This window comes from Streptomyces hirsutus (genome assembly GCF_001418415.1).
GTDB lineage: Bacteria > Actinomycetota > Actinomycetes > Streptomycetales > Streptomycetaceae > Streptomyces > Streptomyces hirsutus.
Map to the genome: position 1 here is coordinate 1 of NZ_LIQT01000149.1, position 15,276 is coordinate 15,276.

Sequence of the window (15,276 nt, forward strand, 5' to 3'; positions counted from 1 at the left end):
ACGAGACAGCCCCCGCCCGGTGGGAACCGGGCGGGGGCTGTCTCGTGCGATCCGGCTCAGGCCTGGGCAGCCGGCTCCTGGGTGAAGGTCGCGTGGAAGCGGCGGGTGTGATCCACCTGGCGCTCCGGGCCGGTCAGGGTGACCGTCGCTGTCAGGCGCGCGTCGGTGCTCGAGGCGGCCAGGCGGAGTTGCAGGTCGCCGGGTTCGACGATCCGGTGGCCGTCGCGGCCGGTGAAGGAGGCCACGTCGGCCGGAACCGTGACGCGGACGCGACGGGCCTCGCCCGGCTCCAGCGGCACCCGGGTGTAGCCGACGAGCCGCTGCACCGGCTGGACGACGGAGGCGACCGGGTCGTGGAGATAGAGCTGGACGACTTCGGTGCCGGGCCGCCCACCGGTGTTGCGGACGGTGAGGGAGAGGGTGAACTCGCCTTCCGTCGAAGCCTGTTCGGTGTCCATGGCGAGGTCGCTCCAGGCGAACTCCGTGTACGTCAGGCCGTGGCCGAAGCCGAACGCCGGCGTCGGGTCGATGTTGGACACCTCGCTGAGCTGGGCGAGGCGTGCGCCGAGGTAGGTGGTCGGCTGGGACCCCGGCCCCCGCGGCACACTGACCGGGAGCCGTCCGGAAGGGCTGGTACGGCCGCTCAGCACCCCGGCGATCGCCTGGGTGCCCGCGACTCCGGGGAAGAAGGACTGCACGATCGCCGCGGACTCGGCGACGGCACGGCCGAGCGCGTACGGCCGCCCGGCGAGCAGGACGGTCACCACCGGCGTGCCGGAGTCGAGCAGCGCGTCCAGCAGGTGCTGCTGGGCGCCGGGCAGGGCGAGGGACTCCGCGTCGCAGCCCTCGCCGCTGGTACCGCGGCCGAACAGACCCGCGCGGTCGCCGAGTACGGCGATGACGAGGTCCGCCTCCCTGGCCGCGTCGACCGCTTCGCCGGTGCCGGACAGGTCTCCGTCGTCGACGCCGGTGCCGCGGGCGACCGTGATGTCCGCGTCGGGGAACTCGGCGGCCAGGGTGTCCCGCAGGGTGGGCAGGTCGATCCCGACCGGAACGTCCGGGTGCTGCACGCCCACGTGCTGGGGGAAGGAGTAGCAGCCCAGTACGGCAGTGGCCTCGGCCGCGTTGGGGCCGACCAGGGCGATGCGGCGGGGCCGGGCGAGCGGCAGGGTGCCGTCGTTGGTGAGCAGGACGACCGCCTTCTCGGCGATCTCGCGGGCCAGTCGCCGGTTCTCGGGCCGGTCCAGGTCGATCGTGCCGCGCAGGGCGTCCGGGTCGTCCAGGTCCGCGCCGTCGAGCGCGGGCGGCACCGGGCTCCAGTCCGGGTCGAGCAGGCCGAGTATCGCCTTCTGGCCGAGGACGCGGCGCAGCGCGCGGTCGATGACCGACTCCGGTACCCGGCCGTCGGCGACGGCCTCGGCGAGCGGTGCGCCGAACGTCTTGACGGTGGGCAGTTCGACGTCGACGCCGGCCTTCAGTGCGGCGCCCGCGGCCTCCGCCCAGTCGCCCGCGACGCCGTGCAGGGTCTTGAGGAAGGCGATGCCGAAGTAGTCGGCGACGACGGTGCCGTCGAAGCCCCAGGTGTCACGGAGCAGTCCGGTCAGCAGGTTCTCGTCGGCCGCGGCGGGGACGCCGTCGGTGTCCGTGTAGGAGTGCATCACGGAGCGGGCGCCGCCCTCGCGTATGGCCATCTCGAACGGCGGCAGCAGGACGTCGGCCCGTTCACGGGCGCCCATGGGCGAGGGGGCGAGGTTGCGTCCGGCGCGGGAGGCCGAGTAGCCGACGAAGTGCTTGAGGGTGGCGACGATCCCGGCGGACTCCAGGCCCTGGACGTACGCGGTGCCGATGGTGCCGACGAGGTAGGGGTCCTCGCCGATGGTCTCCTCCACCCGGCCCCAGCGGGCGTCGCGCACCACGTCGAGGACGGGCGCGAGACCCTGGTGGACACCGACGGACCGCATGTCGCGGCCGATGGCGGCGGCCATCCGGCGCACCACGTCCGGGTCGAAGGTGGCGCCCCAGGACAACGGGACGGGGTAGGCGGTGGCGCCCCAGGCGGCGAAGCCGGCCAGGCACTCCTCGTGCGCGACGGCGGGAATGCCGAAGCGGTTGGCCGAGGCGATACGGGACTGGGTGCGCAGCAGGGAGAGCGCGCCGAGCGCCGGGTCGACGGGTGCGGTGCCGAAGGGGCGGGTCAACTGGCCCAGTCCGACGGGCAGAAGCGCGTCGAGGTCGACGGCCTCCTCCATGTCGTGCTGGTGCGGGGCCACTTCGCCGCCGTTGGCGGACGCGCCGACCCACACGCCGTACAGCTGGGCGATCTTCTCGTCCAGGGTCATCGCGCCGATCAGCGCGTCGACTCTGGCGGCGACGGGGCGGTCGGGGTCGTTCCAGAGGGGGATTTCGGGGGTGGTCTCTACGGCCACGTCGGCAGTCACTTTCCTCCGACGCCCATCAGACCCTGGACCAGGGCGCGACGGGCGAACAGGTAGACGAGCAGGATGGGCACCATGGACAGCACCACGGCTCCCAGCAGGCCGGGGATGTCGATGCCGTGTTCGGTCTGGAAGTTGTACAGACCCAGGGTGACCACCTTGGTGGAGTCGGACTGGGTCAGGACGAGCGGGAACAGGAAGCCGTTCCATGCCTGGAGCGCGGAGAAGACCACGATCGTGGACAGTCCGCCCCTCGACAGCGGCAGCACGAGCTGGAAGAACACACGTCGCGGGGAGGCGCCGTCCATGGCCATGGCCTCGTACAGCTCCGGGGAGATGTCGCGCATCGCGCCGCTGAGGATGAGCGCCGACATCGGCAGGCAGAACGCGGCCGTGGGCAGGATGACGCCCAGCAGGTTGTCGTACAGCCCGGCTTCGCTGATCAGGTAGAACATCGGCACGATGACGGCCTGGGCGGGGATGGCGAGGCCGAGCAGGAACAGCCGGAAGATCGCCGACGTGGTCCGGCCGCGGCTGCGTACGATCGCGTAGGCGAGCGGCGGGACCAGCAGCAGCACGAGGCCGATCACGCAGCCGGTGACGACGAGCGTGTTGAAGAAGTACTGACCGAAGCCCGAGTCGAAGGCGCCGGTGTAGTTGTCCAGGGTGAAGCTGTCCGGGATCGAGACCGGGCCGTTCTCGGCGTAGTCCTGGCGGGTGCGCACGGTCGCGGCGAGCATCACGTACAGCGGCAGGCCGACCAGGAAGAGCCAGAAGAGCGAGCCGGCGCCGGCCAGGTAGTGGGGACGGCGCCTCATGACACACCCTCCATGGTGCTGCGCATCTTGTCGTAGCCGGAGACCCGGACGACGATCAGCGAGATGATGGTGGCCGCGACGACCAGGGCCAGGGCGATGGCGGAACCGGCGCCGAAGTCGAAGCCCTTGAACGCCTTGTCGTACATGTAGTAGGCGCTGATGGTGGTGTCGGTGCCGGGGCCGCCCTGGGTCAGGATGAGGACCGTCTCGAAGGTGGTCAGGCCGCCGACGATCATCAGGATCATCGAGGTGATCATCGAGTTGCGCAGCTGCGGCAGGGTGATGTGGAAGAACTGCCGGTAGCGGCCCGCCCCGTCGATCTCGGCCGCCTGGTAGAGCACCTGCGGGACGGCCCGGGCGGCGCCCTGGTAGATCAGTGTGTGGAACGGGGTGAACTGCCAGGTACTGACGAACGCCAGAACTCCGATGGCGGTGGCCTGTTCACCGAACAGGTTGCCGTCGCCGAACAGCCAGGTGGCGTCGGCCGGGATGCCGAAGTTCGGGTCGAGCAGCGCCCGCCACAGCACGGAGACGGCCGTCGCGGACAGCAGCAGCGGGATGAAGTAGATGACGGACAGCACGGCCCGGTTGCGCTGGTGGCCGGCGGCCCAGACGCCGAGCACGATGCTCAGCGGCGTCTGGATGACCACGCCGAGCACGGTCAGGAGCAGGGTCAGCCAGATGCTCTCGAGCATCACCGGGTCGTCCATCAGGCGCGACCAGTTGTCCATGCCGACGAATTCGGGCGAGCCGATCCCGTCCCAGCTCATGAAGGACAGCACCGCCACCATGATCAGCGGGGTGATCGCGAAGAGGGCGAAGAACACTGCGGCGGGCAGCGCCCAGGCGAAGCCGGGGCGGCCCACCTTCGTTGCGGACGAGGCGGGCGGCCTCCGCCGGGACCCCTTGCGGGGTCCGGCGGAGGGCGGAGCGCTCGTGATCTTTGTGGTCATGAGCCGTTCGTCACTCGGTCGGGAGGGCCTGCATGGCCTTGATGAAGCCGTCCGCGTCGAGCTGTCCGTTGAAGAACTGCTGGATGGCCTTGTGCATGGACGAGCTCGCCTTCTGCGGGTACGCCTGGTCCCAGGACAGCTGGAACGACGGGGCGTCGGCGACCAGGTCGTACTGGAAGCGCGAGTACTCGGGGGTGGACGAGGTGTCGATGAACTTGTCGGTGTTGGTCGTGGTCGGCAGGTTGCCGATCTCCAGCTGCGCCTTGACGAACTCGTCGGAGTACATGAGCTTCAGGAACTCGGCGACGGCCTCGGGGTGCTCGGTCTTCTTCATCACCGAGTAGTAGTTGTTGGTGTTGCCGGCGACGCCGGCCGGGTCGCCCTTGCCGCCCTCGATGGTCGGGAAGACGGTGTAGCCGAGGTCCTTCTCGGCGAACTCCTTGGCGTCCGTCAGCTGCTGGGAGTAGTACCAGGAGCCCATCAGCTCGAAGCCGGCCTTGCCCGAGGACACCAGCGCGACCGAGCCGCCGTTGGTGTACTTGACGGAGTCGTAGTTCTTGCCGAAGGCGCCGGCGTCGACGAGCTCCCTGATCATGCTCAGGGCCTTCTTGCTGTCCGCGCTCTCCCAGGCGCTCTTGTCGCCCCCGACGGCCTTCTCGAACAGCCCCGGGCCGGCCACGCGGTCGTAGAGGTACTGGAACCACATCTGCGTCGGCCAGACGTCGCCGCCGCCGAGCGCGATCGGCGTCACGCCCTCGTCCTTGAGCTTCCCGACCGCGTCGAGCAGTTCGTCCCAGGTCTTCGGCGGCTTGACGCCCGCCTTGTCGAGGACCTTCTTGTTGTGGAAGAGCAGGACCGGCTGGGTGCCGCGCATCGGGATGCCGTACGGCTTGCCGTCGACGACGCCGTTGGCGAACACGGACGGCAGGAACTTGTTCTCCAGGTCCGGGTCCTTCTTGATGAAGTCGTCCAGCGGCATCAGCAGATCGGCCTTGACGAACGGCTTGATGCTGCCGCCGCCCCAGTTGAAGAAGACGTCCGGGGCCTGAGGGGTGCTGATGATCGTCTGAAGCTTCTTCTGGTAGTCCGCACCGGGGATGGTGTCGAGGACGACCTTGACGTCGGACGTCTTGTTGAACGTGTCGACGAGCTGCTTCTCGACCTTGTTGGTGGCGTCCCCGTAGACAAGGACATGGATCTTGCCGTCGTCCGACGACGCCCCGCCGCCCCCGTCACCGCAGGCCGAAAGGGTCAGTGCCAGGGTGAGCGTCGCACCACCGGCGACCAGTCTGGGCAAGCGCGCACGTGTCTTCATCGTTCGCCTCTCGAAAGTTTCGGCCTCATCACCGAAAGTCCATGCCGTGGGACAGTAGGTCAGACGGGAGTCTCGGTCAACGGTCGAGTCGGCACTCACTCAAACCGTTATCGACGCGCGGTGTCGTACCCTGCGTTTATGCACGATGAACACGAGACGAGCGGCAGAGTCACCCTGGCCACGGTGGCAAAAGAGGCCGGCGTTTCGATGCCGACAGTTTCGAAGGTTCTCAACGGCCGATCGGACGTCTCTCGCACGACCCGAGCCAAGGTGGAACGGCTGCTGGACACCCACGGCTACCGCCGTCGCGCCCAGCCGGCGTCCCGCTCCCCACTCATCGAAGTCGTCTTCCACGAGCTGGAGAGCGTCTGGGCGATGGAGCTGATCCGGGGCGTGCAGAACGTCGCCAAGGAGAACCGCGCGACGGTGGCGCTCACCGAGAGCGGCACCCGGCACACCCCCGCTCCGGAGTGGCTCCCGGGCGTGCTGCAACGCAGGCCGCTCGGCGTCGTGCTGGTCCTCTCCACCCTCCCGGAGGACATCAAACGCCAGCTCGGAGCGGCGGCCATCCCCCTCGTCGTCATCGACCCGGCGGGCGACCCCGACTCCGACGTCCCCTCGGTCGGCTCCGCGAACTGGGCCGGCGGCCTCGCCGCCACCCGCCATCTCACCGACCTCGGTCACGAGCGGGTCGCGATCATCACCGGCCCCGAGGACATGCTCTGTTCGCTCGCCCGCCTCGACGGCTACCGCTCCGCCATGGCGATGGCGGGGCTGGAGACCGACCCGCGTCTGATGCGCTTCGGCGACTTCCACGTACAGAGCGGCTTCGAACACGCCATGGACCTGCTGAACGGCCCCGGCCGGCCGACGGCGATCTTCGCGGGCAGCGACCTCCAGGCACTCGGCGTCCTGGAGGCGGCCAGGGTCAGGGGCCTGCGCGTACCGGAGGACCTGTCGGTGGTGGGCTACGACGACGTACCACTGGCCCAGTGGTCGAGCCCGCCCCTCACCACGGTCCACCAGCCCCTGCGGCACATGGCCGAGGAGGCCACCCGCATGCTCCTCCGCCCGGACGACCCCGGCACGGCGGCACAGCGCATCGAACTGGCGACACACCTGGTGGTACGACAGAGCACGGCTCGGTTGCAGGGGGCCTGAGACACGGCCTACGGATTCTTCGCCGCCCGTGCGCAGAGCTGCTGGGGCGCCGCCTCGGCCGTGCGCCGGAACGCCGGGGGACACTCCGTAGGCGCGCCGGACGGTACGGCTGAAGTCGGCGGGGTGCCGGAATCCCCACAAGGTGACGATCTCGCCGAGCGTCCGGTGCGGTGGTCGCGGGGCGGCGAGGCCGGTGCGGGTGCATTTCGGCCGACGGCGGCGCATCCCGACGACGCCCGCACCGGCCCGGGTGGGCCGGCGGACGGCCACCAGCCGGTCGGTTCTGTCACCGGGCGACGATACGGCGGACCGTGGCAGCCGCAGCATGGTCACGCGTGAGGGACAGCCGTGGTCCGGGAACTCGCGGTCCAGGGGAGGCGACGTGTCGAAGACCGCTGCACGGAGCCCGCACCGGACACGGGCTCCTGTCCGCGAAGGGCACCGGCCGTCGCCTCCGCTCGGGCGACGGCCGCGGCGCCCGCCCTACGGATCGGCGCTCAGGGCAGGAGCCGCTGCTCCATGGCGAAGACGGCCACCCCGGCCCGGGTTCGCCGCCCGGTCTTGTCGTAGATGTGCCCGAGGTGATGGCCCACGGTGCGGCTCGAGATGGACAGCTCCGCGCCTATCTGATGGTTGGTCATTCCCCGGGCGGCCAGGCGCAGTACCTCGACCTCCCGCGCCGTGAGCCCCGCCGGACGGCGGGGCCGGGAGGGCCGTCTGCCCGCTGCCCGGAGCACCAGGTCGCAGGCGGCGCGGTCCAGGGCGCCCGAGTCCGCCTCACGCGTCAGGTGTCCGACGGCTTCGTCGACGGTGAAGGCGTCCCGATGCGCCCGTGGCTCGGTCCGGCCTGCGCGGGAAGGGTGAGCCCGGTGTCGGCTGTGCCGTGGTCGAGTACTCCGGTCCCGGCACCTAAGGCGGCCGGAACCTGCGTGGAAGGGCCCGGAGGGGGCAACCGATCTCCTGAGATTCGGAGGATGCCATGACCATGACGGAGCAGCCGGTCGAGTCGGCGGGGGAGAACACCGCCTGCTGCGCGCGCCACGACAGCCACAGTCCGGAACCCGGTGCCGAATCACCGGAAACAGCGCGGGAGCAGGTCAATCGGCGCTGGAACGAGATACTGCAGGAGACGCGGGTCACCCAGACGGGCGTGCAGATCCTTTTCGGATTCCTGCTCAGTGTGGCCTTCACCCCGCTGTTCAGGGAGTTGGAGACGTTCGACCGCGTCCTCTACGTCATCACCGTGGTGCTCGGCGCGTCGGCCACGGGATCGCTCATAGCCCCCGTCTCCATCCACCGCTTCCTGTCCGGCCAGCGCATGAAGGACGAGCTAGTGGAGGCCGCCGGCCGCTTGATGATGTGCGGCATGGTCCTCCTCGCGCTGACCATCGGCTGCACACTCCTGCTGATTCTCCGTGTCGTGGTTCCCGGTGTCCTCGCCGAAGTGCTCGCCGGCGGGGTCATGCTGTGGTTCGGCCTCTGCTGGTACGTACTGCCGCTGTACCTACGACGCCGCGCCGATCGGCGCTCCCGCACCGACGACGCGTAGCCCACCCGGGCGAGGGACGAGCAAGCCCTCGTGACCGGAACGCTCCGACAGCGGGGGCCGGTCCGCTGACGCGCGTCGGCGGACTCGTCCACGTTTACGCCTACGCGTCGGCGCCCTTTGCCATCGTTCGCGTCCCACGGAGGGCGATATGCCGTCGCGGCGAGTCGGGCGTAGTGTCCCCGTATGGGTGATGTTCGGTGTGGCCGGCGTGGTGCGGCCCTGCCGGAGCCGGTCGGACACCGCAGCCGCTACCGCCGTCCAGCGCGCCCGCACGCGACGGGGCGGACACGGCACCGCCGGCGGATCACCGAGGGCGCACCGCAGGACGTGGCCGTCGTCCGGCAGAGAAGTGGGCCTTCTTCCACGGAGCGGACCGGCGGATGCCCCTGTGCCGCCGTGGCCGGCGGCCGGAAGCCGGCGCACTCGACGCCACCGGCCCGGCGACGGGCCCGGGCGGGCCGGCCGCGGTGCGGGACGTGGGCGGACACCGGTGGTGGAGTGGCCGGGATTCACTTCCGGTGGGCACGGGGTTCCCGACGGCTGCCGCTCGACGCGGCCGGGCGGGGCACAGCCGGGGCGTACGTCTCCAGCATTGGGCGGGGCTACGCCTCGTCCAGGGCGTCCTCGCCGAGGGCATGGGTGCGAAGCGCCGGTATGCCGACCGGGCCGAGGACGTGGTCACCGAGGAAGAGGGGGGACGCGTACACCGCTCCACCTGCGGCAGTTCCTCGTGTCCGGTCGCCCCGAACAGGGGCCGGGGCGTCAGTTCGCGGCACAGGGCTGCCTTGCTCGTGAGGGCCGGGGGCCGGGGCCCGTGGCGCCCGGCACGCTCCGGTGCCGGCCACGGGAACGACGGCGTGCCGCCCGTCCGCCGTGAGGCCCTACTTCGCCCGGACGCCCAGGGCCTCGCGGGCGGCGAGGATCTGACCCTCGACATCGCCGTCCAGGTCCGTCACGGGCAGATGCTGAAGCTCGGTACGGAGCAGCCCTACATCCTTGAGCAGGAGGTCGTAGGCGACATCCTTGATGTTGTCGCTCATCCAGCTCTGGCCTGTGGAAACCGCAAGGACCTCGGCCAGTTTGCCCGCCGGGACACCGTGCGCGTCCGCCAGGTTCAGGATCTGGGCCGTGGCGGTCAGGTTGTAGGTGGCCAATGCGTTGTTGAGCAGCTTCACCATGGCGGGCTGACCGTACTCGGACAGACGGAAGACATGTCCGGCCTGGTCGGCGAGCAGCCTCTCCTCGTCGTCGGTCGGCGCCGGGCCGGCCAGGAAGACGCTCATCGTGCCGTGGCGAGCGCCCGCCGGTCCGCCCGAGACCGGGGACTCGAAGATCCGCCAGTTCTCGTTGCCCAGGGCGGCAATCCTCCTGGCGTCGGTCGGGGTCAGCGTCGTGTTGACGAAGATGCTCAGTGGCCTGCCGGTTGCGTCGTTCAAGCCGCGGAGGACGGCCTCGACCTGGTCGGCCAGGCGTACGGCGATGTGGACGGACGTGACCGCGTCCCAGGGGACCGCGGCCAGGTCGGAGCCGGAGAAGGGTGAGCCCGACTCCTGCGCCCACTCGGCGACGCGCGCGGGGTCGAGGTCGTAGCCGTAGACCTCGCGGCGCTTTTCGGCGAGGTGGGTGCCGAGGTTTCCGCCAATCGGCCCGAGGCCGATCACCAGATGCATGACGAGCTCCTTTGTGACGCGATATCAATCTCGGCTGTCGGCGCGTCCTATTCGACGTCGTTGCGCTCGGCGAGCACCTTTTTGACGAGCGTCAGGGCGTTCAGGCACTTCGGATAGCCGACGTAGGGAATCAGGTGAATGATCGCCCCGACGACCTGGTCCTTCGTGAGACCGACGTTGAAGCCTGTGTTGATGTGCAGTTCGAGCTGCGGCTCGGTGCCGAAGGCCGTCAGTCCCGCAATGGTGACCAGGGCCTGTTGCTTCTTGTCCAGGGCCGGCCGGGAATAGATGTCACCGAACGGGAATTCGACGATCAGGCTCGGCAGGTCGGGCGCGAGTTCCTCGTAGTACTCGATGAGCTTCGTGTGCGACGCGATGTCGGGGTTGTCCTTGGGCTGGTACTCCATCATCTTTTCCAGCGCCTTCTGGAAACGCTCGGACGCCATGGAAGCTCCTTCGTGTGGGCGGAGGGAGCCTGATAACGCCCCTCGGGAGCGGCGATGCCGCACGAGATCGATTCGGTACGTCTGCGCAGCGTAATGGAGGTGTGTCCGGCGACCTGTGTCATCGCGTCCCGGCGTGTTAGTGAACTCTGTGCCGAAAAGCAGCGGCAGGGGAAAGTGCGGCGCGACGGCGCAGGGCGCGGGCCGAGGGCGCCCTCGTCCGGTGGTCTCCGGCCTCCGTCCCGGAGTCGCGCAGCACGATCCGGCCCGGCGCGCCGCCTTCCACCGGGCGGTCCGGCGAAGTCCGCACCACTTCGGCGTCGAGGCCCGCTTCGACGGTGGGAACGCCGGCTCGACGGCGTCGAGGGTGGGGAGTCAGCGGCGCCGGCGGCGTGCGAGGCGGCGGAATGCCTTCGGTCCGCCGGACGGCGTGGGCAGTACGCCCGCGACCGCGTCGGCCAGCAGGGTGCCGACCGTCTCGGCCGCGCACCTGCGGTTGGCGCCGATGCCTCCCGAAGGCCCGCGTTTGATCCAGCCCACGACGTAGGTCCCGGGCCTGCCGGGCACCCGGCCGCGCTCGTGCGGAACGGTCCCGGTGTCCTCGTCGAACGGCAGTCCCGCCGGGGGCGCTCCGCGGTGACCGACCGCCCGCAGCGCCAGGCCGGCCGGTATCTCCTGCTCACCGGCGCCGCCGGTGGCACGCACCGCACGGACGGCTTCGTCTCCGCGGACTTCGACGGGCGTGGAGAGGAAACGGAACACGATGCGGCGCCGGCGTCCTGCCGTCCCGGGGGCGAGGGACCAGTCGACGGCCTCACGTGCCACGCCCCGCAGCAGTCCCGCCCTGTCCCCGGCACCGGCGGTGTCGATCGCGGCCCCGACGCGCGCATCGTGGTCGTCCACGAGCAGGTCCACGCCGGGGAGGTGCTTCAGGGCGAGCAGCTCGGGCCTGGTGTACGCCGCGTGTTCCGGACCGCGGCGCCCGAGCAGTACCACCTCGCGCACCGCGCTGCGGCGCAACTCCTCCCACGCGTGGCCGGCGATCGCCGTGCCGGCCAGTGTCTCCGGGTCGGAGACCAGGATCCGGGCGACGTCGAGGGCGACGTTGCCGTTGCCGACCACGACGACACGCCCGGCCGAGAGGTCGACGGCGTCCGGCGCGACCTCCGGGTGTGCGTTGCACCAGGCGACGAAGGTGGTCGCGGAGAGGCTGCCCGTCAGGTTCTCGCCGGGTATGCCGAGCCGCCGGTCCGCGGCGGCGCCCACGGCGTAGATCACCGCATCGTGGTGTGCGGCGAGTTCCTCGGCCGTGACGCCCGTGCCCACTTCGAGGCCGAGGTGCAGGCGCACGCGAGGGTGGGTGTGGAAGCGGGCGAAGGCGTCGCCGATCCTCTTGGTCGCCGGGTGGTCCGGCGCCACACCGTACCGGACGAGTCCGCCGGCGACCGGAAGCCGGTCGACGAGGGTCACCTCGGACCGGGTGTGGAGCAGCAGGTCCTCGGCGGCGTACATGCCGGCCGGCCCGGTGCCGACGATCGCCACCCGGAGCGGCCGGAAGTCCGGTGGCAGGACACGGTCGAAGGCCGGTCCGCCCCAGGGGTGGAAGTTCGGGCCGAGGTCGGCTGCTCCGGAAACCGCCGGTGCCTCCGCCTCCGCCCGCGACGTCGTCCCGGCGTGCCCGAAGTGGGCCGCGTTGATGTCGGCGTACTCCCGCTGTCCGCCGGTCAGGCTGTCGACCGGGAGGACGGCGTCCACCGGGCAGGCGTCGGCGCAGGCACCGCAGTCGATGCACGCCTTCGGGTCGATGTACAGCATCTCCGTGCTGCCGAAGGCCCGTTCCTCGGGTGTGGGGTGAATGCAGTTGACCGGGCAGACGGCTACGCAGGTGGCGTCCGTGCAGCAGGTCTGGGTGATCGCGAAGGCCATGTCGTCCGCTCGCCTGGAGGTCGTCAGATCAGATGGGCGCGCTTGTAGAAGAACAGCGCGGGCTTGGTGAGCAGTCCCGCCGAGGCCAGGAAGTCCATCAGTCCGGAACAGCTCGAGCGCATCATCGACCGGTGATGCGCGTTGGCCTTCGCCTCGCGGAGGGCGCGCGCCTCGTCCAGTCCGGCGTTGGCATAGACCTTCCGGTTCACCATGCTGGTGACGATGACGTAGGACGCCACGGCGATGACGAACGAGTGGATCCGGCGGCGCACGCGTCCGGCGCGCGCGAGGTGCCTGCGCGTCTCGTCGCGGGCGAACTTCATGTGCCGTGATTCCTCGACGACGTGGATGTTGTTGATGGTGCGGACGAAGGGCACGACCCGTTCGTCGCGCATCCAGTCACGCTGCATGACGTCGAGGACCTCCTCGGCCACCAGGATCGCCGCGTACGCCGCCTCACCGAACGCGACGGTCTTGAAGATCCGGCCGAGTTCGACCGCTGCCCGGTGGGGGCGGTAGGCCGGTGCCCGGAGTTTCTTCGCGCCGCGGGCGAACATGATCGAGTGGCGGCACTCGTCGGCGATCTCGGTGAGCGCCCACTGGACGGTGTCGTCCGTCGGGTCCTTGGCGTAGATGTCCCGCAGCACCATCTGCTGCAGGATCATCTCGAACCAGATTCCGGTACTGGCCACCGAGGCGGCCTCCTGCCGCGTCAGCGCCTTGCGCTGCGCGTCGGTCAACTCGTTCCAGTACTCCGTCCCGTAGAGGGTGCTCCACTCCGGGCTGGTGCCGTGGAAGCTCTCGTCGAGCGGGGTCTCCCAGTCGACCTCGGTGAGCGGGTCGTACGAGAGCTGCGCGGCGGAGTCGAGCAGCCGCCGCGCGGTGCCGTCCTCGGGCGTGCGGCTCCTGGTCTCCGGTCGCAAGCTGCTGATGGCCATGCTGGGACTCCTCGAGTCGGGTCCGGGAGGCGCCCCGCCCTCCTTGCTATTACTGGCGGTAACAGCGCCTTGCTGACGAACCTTATAGCAAGAGTCGTCGCGTGCTCACCCTCGAGTGGCCCCTCCGGTCCGCACCCGCGTCGGTCGGTGCGGGGGGCGAGGTCTTCGGGTGACTCGCCCGCCGAGGCGGTGCCGTTGTCCTCGGTGCCGTGCCCCGCGCAGACGCCTGGAACTGTTCGCGGCTCACCGCCGGCTCCCGGGCAGGCCGATCATCGAGGACGAAACACGCCGCCGTCAGCCCAGACCGAGGACGCTCATGGTGTGCTCGGCCATGCGCCGCTGTCCGAGGGCGTAGGGGTGGACAGGGACGACGCTGTCGCCGAAGAGGCCGTCCGCCACGGGCCTGAATCGCCTTTCGCGCCGAGCCGCCGAGGGCTAGTGTTCGGGTGCAGCAAGTGACCCACGAGGAGTTGCAGACATGGTCGGTCGTCCGAGCACGCGTTGACGTTGTAGGCCGTGATCGGCCCGTCATCGCGTGCTGCCCTTGATGGTGCGGCACAGCGAGCCTTCCCCTGCCTGAATCGAGGGCGCACCTGGTGTGCGCCGGGTGATGGGCCTCGTCGTCGGCAATCCAAGGGATCTTCGTGCCGTCCACTTCCTCCGCTGCATCCGATTCCGCTCCATCTGTTCCGCCAAGCCTGTGGCGGGATCGCGACTTCCGCAGACTCTGGGTGGGGCAGACGGCCTCCCAACTCGGCGAACACACCACTCTGATCGTTCTCCCGCTCTTCGCCGTCCTGACGCTCCACGCCGGCGCCGGCGAGTTGGGCGTCCTGCGCGCGGTGGGGCAGGCGCCGATCCTGTTGCTCTCCCTCTTCGTCGGTGCGTGGGTGGACCGGTGGCGGACCCGCACGGTGATGGTGGTGACGGACGCCGGCCGGACCCTGGTCCTGGGCGCCGCCGCCGTGGCCGGTCTCCTCGGTTGGTTCGGTCTGCCCGCGCTGCTCGTGGTCGCCTTCGCCGTCGGGGCGCTGTCCGTGTTCTTCGACGTGGCCTATCAGGCGTCTCTCGTACGGCTGGTGAGACGCGATCAGTTGCTGCAGGGCAACAGCGCGCTCGAGGGCAGCCGGTCCGCGGCGCAGATCGGCGGACCCGCCCTGGGCGGTGCGTTGGTGTCCCTGCTGTCGGCGCCGCTCGCTGCCGCCTCCAGCGCGGTGTTCTTCGCGCTGTCGTTCCTGTCGATCCGGCGGATCCGTCGGACCGAATCGATCCCGGAACGCTCGGAACGCCCCCAGCGGGTCTGGCGACGGATCCATGAGGGCCTCCGCTTCGTCGTCGGCGACACCTCGCTGCGGGCCGTGTGCCTGGCCTCGGCCGCCTTCCAGTTCTCCTTCGCGGCCATGATGACCGTCTATCTGCTCTTCCTGCCGCGGGAACTGCACTTGTCCGGCACCACCGTCGGGCTGGCGCTCGCGGCGACGGGACCGGGCGCGTTGCTGGGCTCGATGCTGGCCGCTCGCCTGCCGGGCCGGTTCGGTTACGGCACGGTGCTCGTGGCCGCGGCGGCACTCGGTGACGGCGTGTTCCTGTGGGTGCTCGCGCTGCACGGCTCCTCGGCGGTGACGGTCTCCGCGCTCCTGGCGATCAACTTCGTGTTCGGGGCCGCCGGCCAGTTGGTGAATGTCACGGTCATGGCGGTGCGGCAGGCCGTCACTCCGGACGGGATGCAGGGCCGCGCGGCCGCGACGATCACGTTCGTCGGCATGGGGATGGCCCCGCTCGGCTCCCTGCTCGGCGGGTTTCTCGCGATGGAGTGGGGGCTGCGCACCAGCCTCCTGGTGACGTCCGCGGGCATGATGTTGTCCCCGGTGGTGATGGCTTCGTCCCCGCTCGCACGCCTGGGACGGGTGCTTCCGGCCGCGCAGGACGCGCCGCCGACGGGCAGCCGGTCCAAAGTCCACGAAACGGCTGCCCGCGAGAGCGGCAACTGTCCTCCGGGTGACGTCGAAACCCGCTCTCATTGATCATGGATACGGCCTTCGCATGACTCCCGAAGCCACCACCGACC

General features: G+C 70.2%; 12 protein-coding genes and 1 pseudogene. 3 read left to right on the plus strand and 10 right to left on the minus strand.

Translation table 11 applies throughout. The annotated features are described in order from the left end of the window. Window positions 1-56: 56 nt before the first annotated feature. From AOK11_RS11810 to AOK11_RS11825, 4 genes are read right to left on the minus strand one after another with little or no spacing between them, the layout of a single operon-like run. Window positions 57-2,438 carry a beta-xylosidase/alpha-l-arabinosidase gene (locus AOK11_RS11810; protein ID WP_107098563.1) on the minus strand — a complete coding sequence of 794 codons (2,382 nt, stop codon included), beginning with the start codon at window positions 2,436-2,438 and terminating at the stop codon, window positions 57-59. Continuing rightward, entirely contained in the window at window positions 2,435-3,253 is an 819-nt protein-coding gene (locus AOK11_RS11815; protein ID WP_055593630.1) for a carbohydrate ABC transporter permease, read from the minus strand. The genes AOK11_RS11810 and AOK11_RS11815 overlap by 4 nt, the downstream gene beginning before the upstream one ends. Continuing rightward, window positions 3,250-4,206: a carbohydrate ABC transporter permease gene (locus AOK11_RS11820; RefSeq protein WP_055593631.1), complete on the minus strand. Its 957-nt coding sequence runs from the start codon at window positions 4,204-4,206 to the stop codon at window positions 3,250-3,252. Before AOK11_RS11820 ends, AOK11_RS11815 begins: the two co-directional genes overlap by 4 nt. Window positions 4,207-4,216: 10 nt before the next feature. Next, window positions 4,217-5,521: an ABC transporter substrate-binding protein gene (locus tag AOK11_RS11825; RefSeq protein ID WP_055593632.1), complete on the minus strand. Its 1,305-nt coding sequence runs from the start codon at window positions 5,519-5,521 to the stop codon at window positions 4,217-4,219. Window positions 5,522-5,659: 138 nt separating this feature from the next. Here AOK11_RS11825 and AOK11_RS11830 point away from each other — a divergent pair, with 138 nt between their 5' ends. Then, complete coding sequence (locus AOK11_RS11830; protein ID WP_063793465.1) at window positions 5,660-6,682, plus strand: LacI family DNA-binding transcriptional regulator; 1,023 nt, start codon at window positions 5,660-5,662, stop codon at window positions 6,680-6,682. 497 nt (window positions 6,683-7,179) lie between these two features. On the opposite strand, the gene AOK11_RS46400 is transcribed toward AOK11_RS11830, so the two are convergent. After that, on the minus strand, window positions 7,180-7,758 hold the full coding sequence (locus tag AOK11_RS46400) for a helix-turn-helix transcriptional regulator (RefSeq protein WP_338058921.1): 579 nt from the start codon (window positions 7,756-7,758) through the stop codon (window positions 7,180-7,182). Between AOK11_RS46400 and AOK11_RS11835 the strand changes: the two genes are divergently transcribed. Further along, window positions 7,662-8,231: a DUF6328 family protein gene (locus tag AOK11_RS11835; RefSeq protein WP_055593634.1), complete on the plus strand. Its 570-nt coding sequence runs from the start codon at window positions 7,662-7,664 to the stop codon at window positions 8,229-8,231. The genes AOK11_RS46400 and AOK11_RS11835 overlap by 97 nt on opposite strands. An 881-nt stretch (window positions 8,232-9,112) precedes the next feature. Here the strand turns inward: AOK11_RS11835 and AOK11_RS11840 are convergent. The 5 genes and pseudogenes from AOK11_RS11840 to AOK11_RS41670 form a co-directional block, all read right to left on the minus strand. Further along, window positions 9,113-9,901 carry an NAD(P)-dependent oxidoreductase gene (locus AOK11_RS11840; protein ID WP_055593635.1) on the minus strand — a complete coding sequence of 263 codons (789 nt, stop codon included), beginning with the start codon at window positions 9,899-9,901 and terminating at the stop codon, window positions 9,113-9,115. 47 nt (window positions 9,902-9,948) lie between these two features. Beyond that, a complete protein-coding gene (locus tag AOK11_RS11845; protein WP_055593636.1) occupies window positions 9,949-10,347 on the minus strand; it encodes a carboxymuconolactone decarboxylase family protein in 399 nt (132 codons plus the stop codon). A 372-nt stretch (window positions 10,348-10,719) separates the two neighbouring features. Next, complete coding sequence (locus AOK11_RS11850) at window positions 10,720-12,270, minus strand: FAD-dependent oxidoreductase (RefSeq protein ID WP_055593637.1); 1,551 nt, start codon at window positions 12,268-12,270, stop codon at window positions 10,720-10,722. 23 nt (window positions 12,271-12,293) lie between these two features. Further along, a complete protein-coding gene (locus AOK11_RS11855) occupies window positions 12,294-13,208 on the minus strand; it encodes an AurF N-oxygenase family protein (protein WP_055593638.1) in 915 nt (304 codons plus the stop codon). A 294-nt stretch (window positions 13,209-13,502) separates the two neighbouring features. Continuing rightward, window positions 13,503-13,595, minus strand: a pseudogene (locus AOK11_RS41670) (SGNH/GDSL hydrolase family protein); the annotation flags it as partial. 257 nt (window positions 13,596-13,852) lie between these two features. Between AOK11_RS41670 and AOK11_RS11860 the strand changes: the two are divergent. Then, on the plus strand, window positions 13,853-15,232 hold the full coding sequence (locus tag AOK11_RS11860) for an MFS transporter (RefSeq protein ID WP_079034788.1): 1,380 nt from the start codon (window positions 13,853-13,855) through the stop codon (window positions 15,230-15,232). Window positions 15,233-15,276 lie beyond the last annotated feature (44 nt).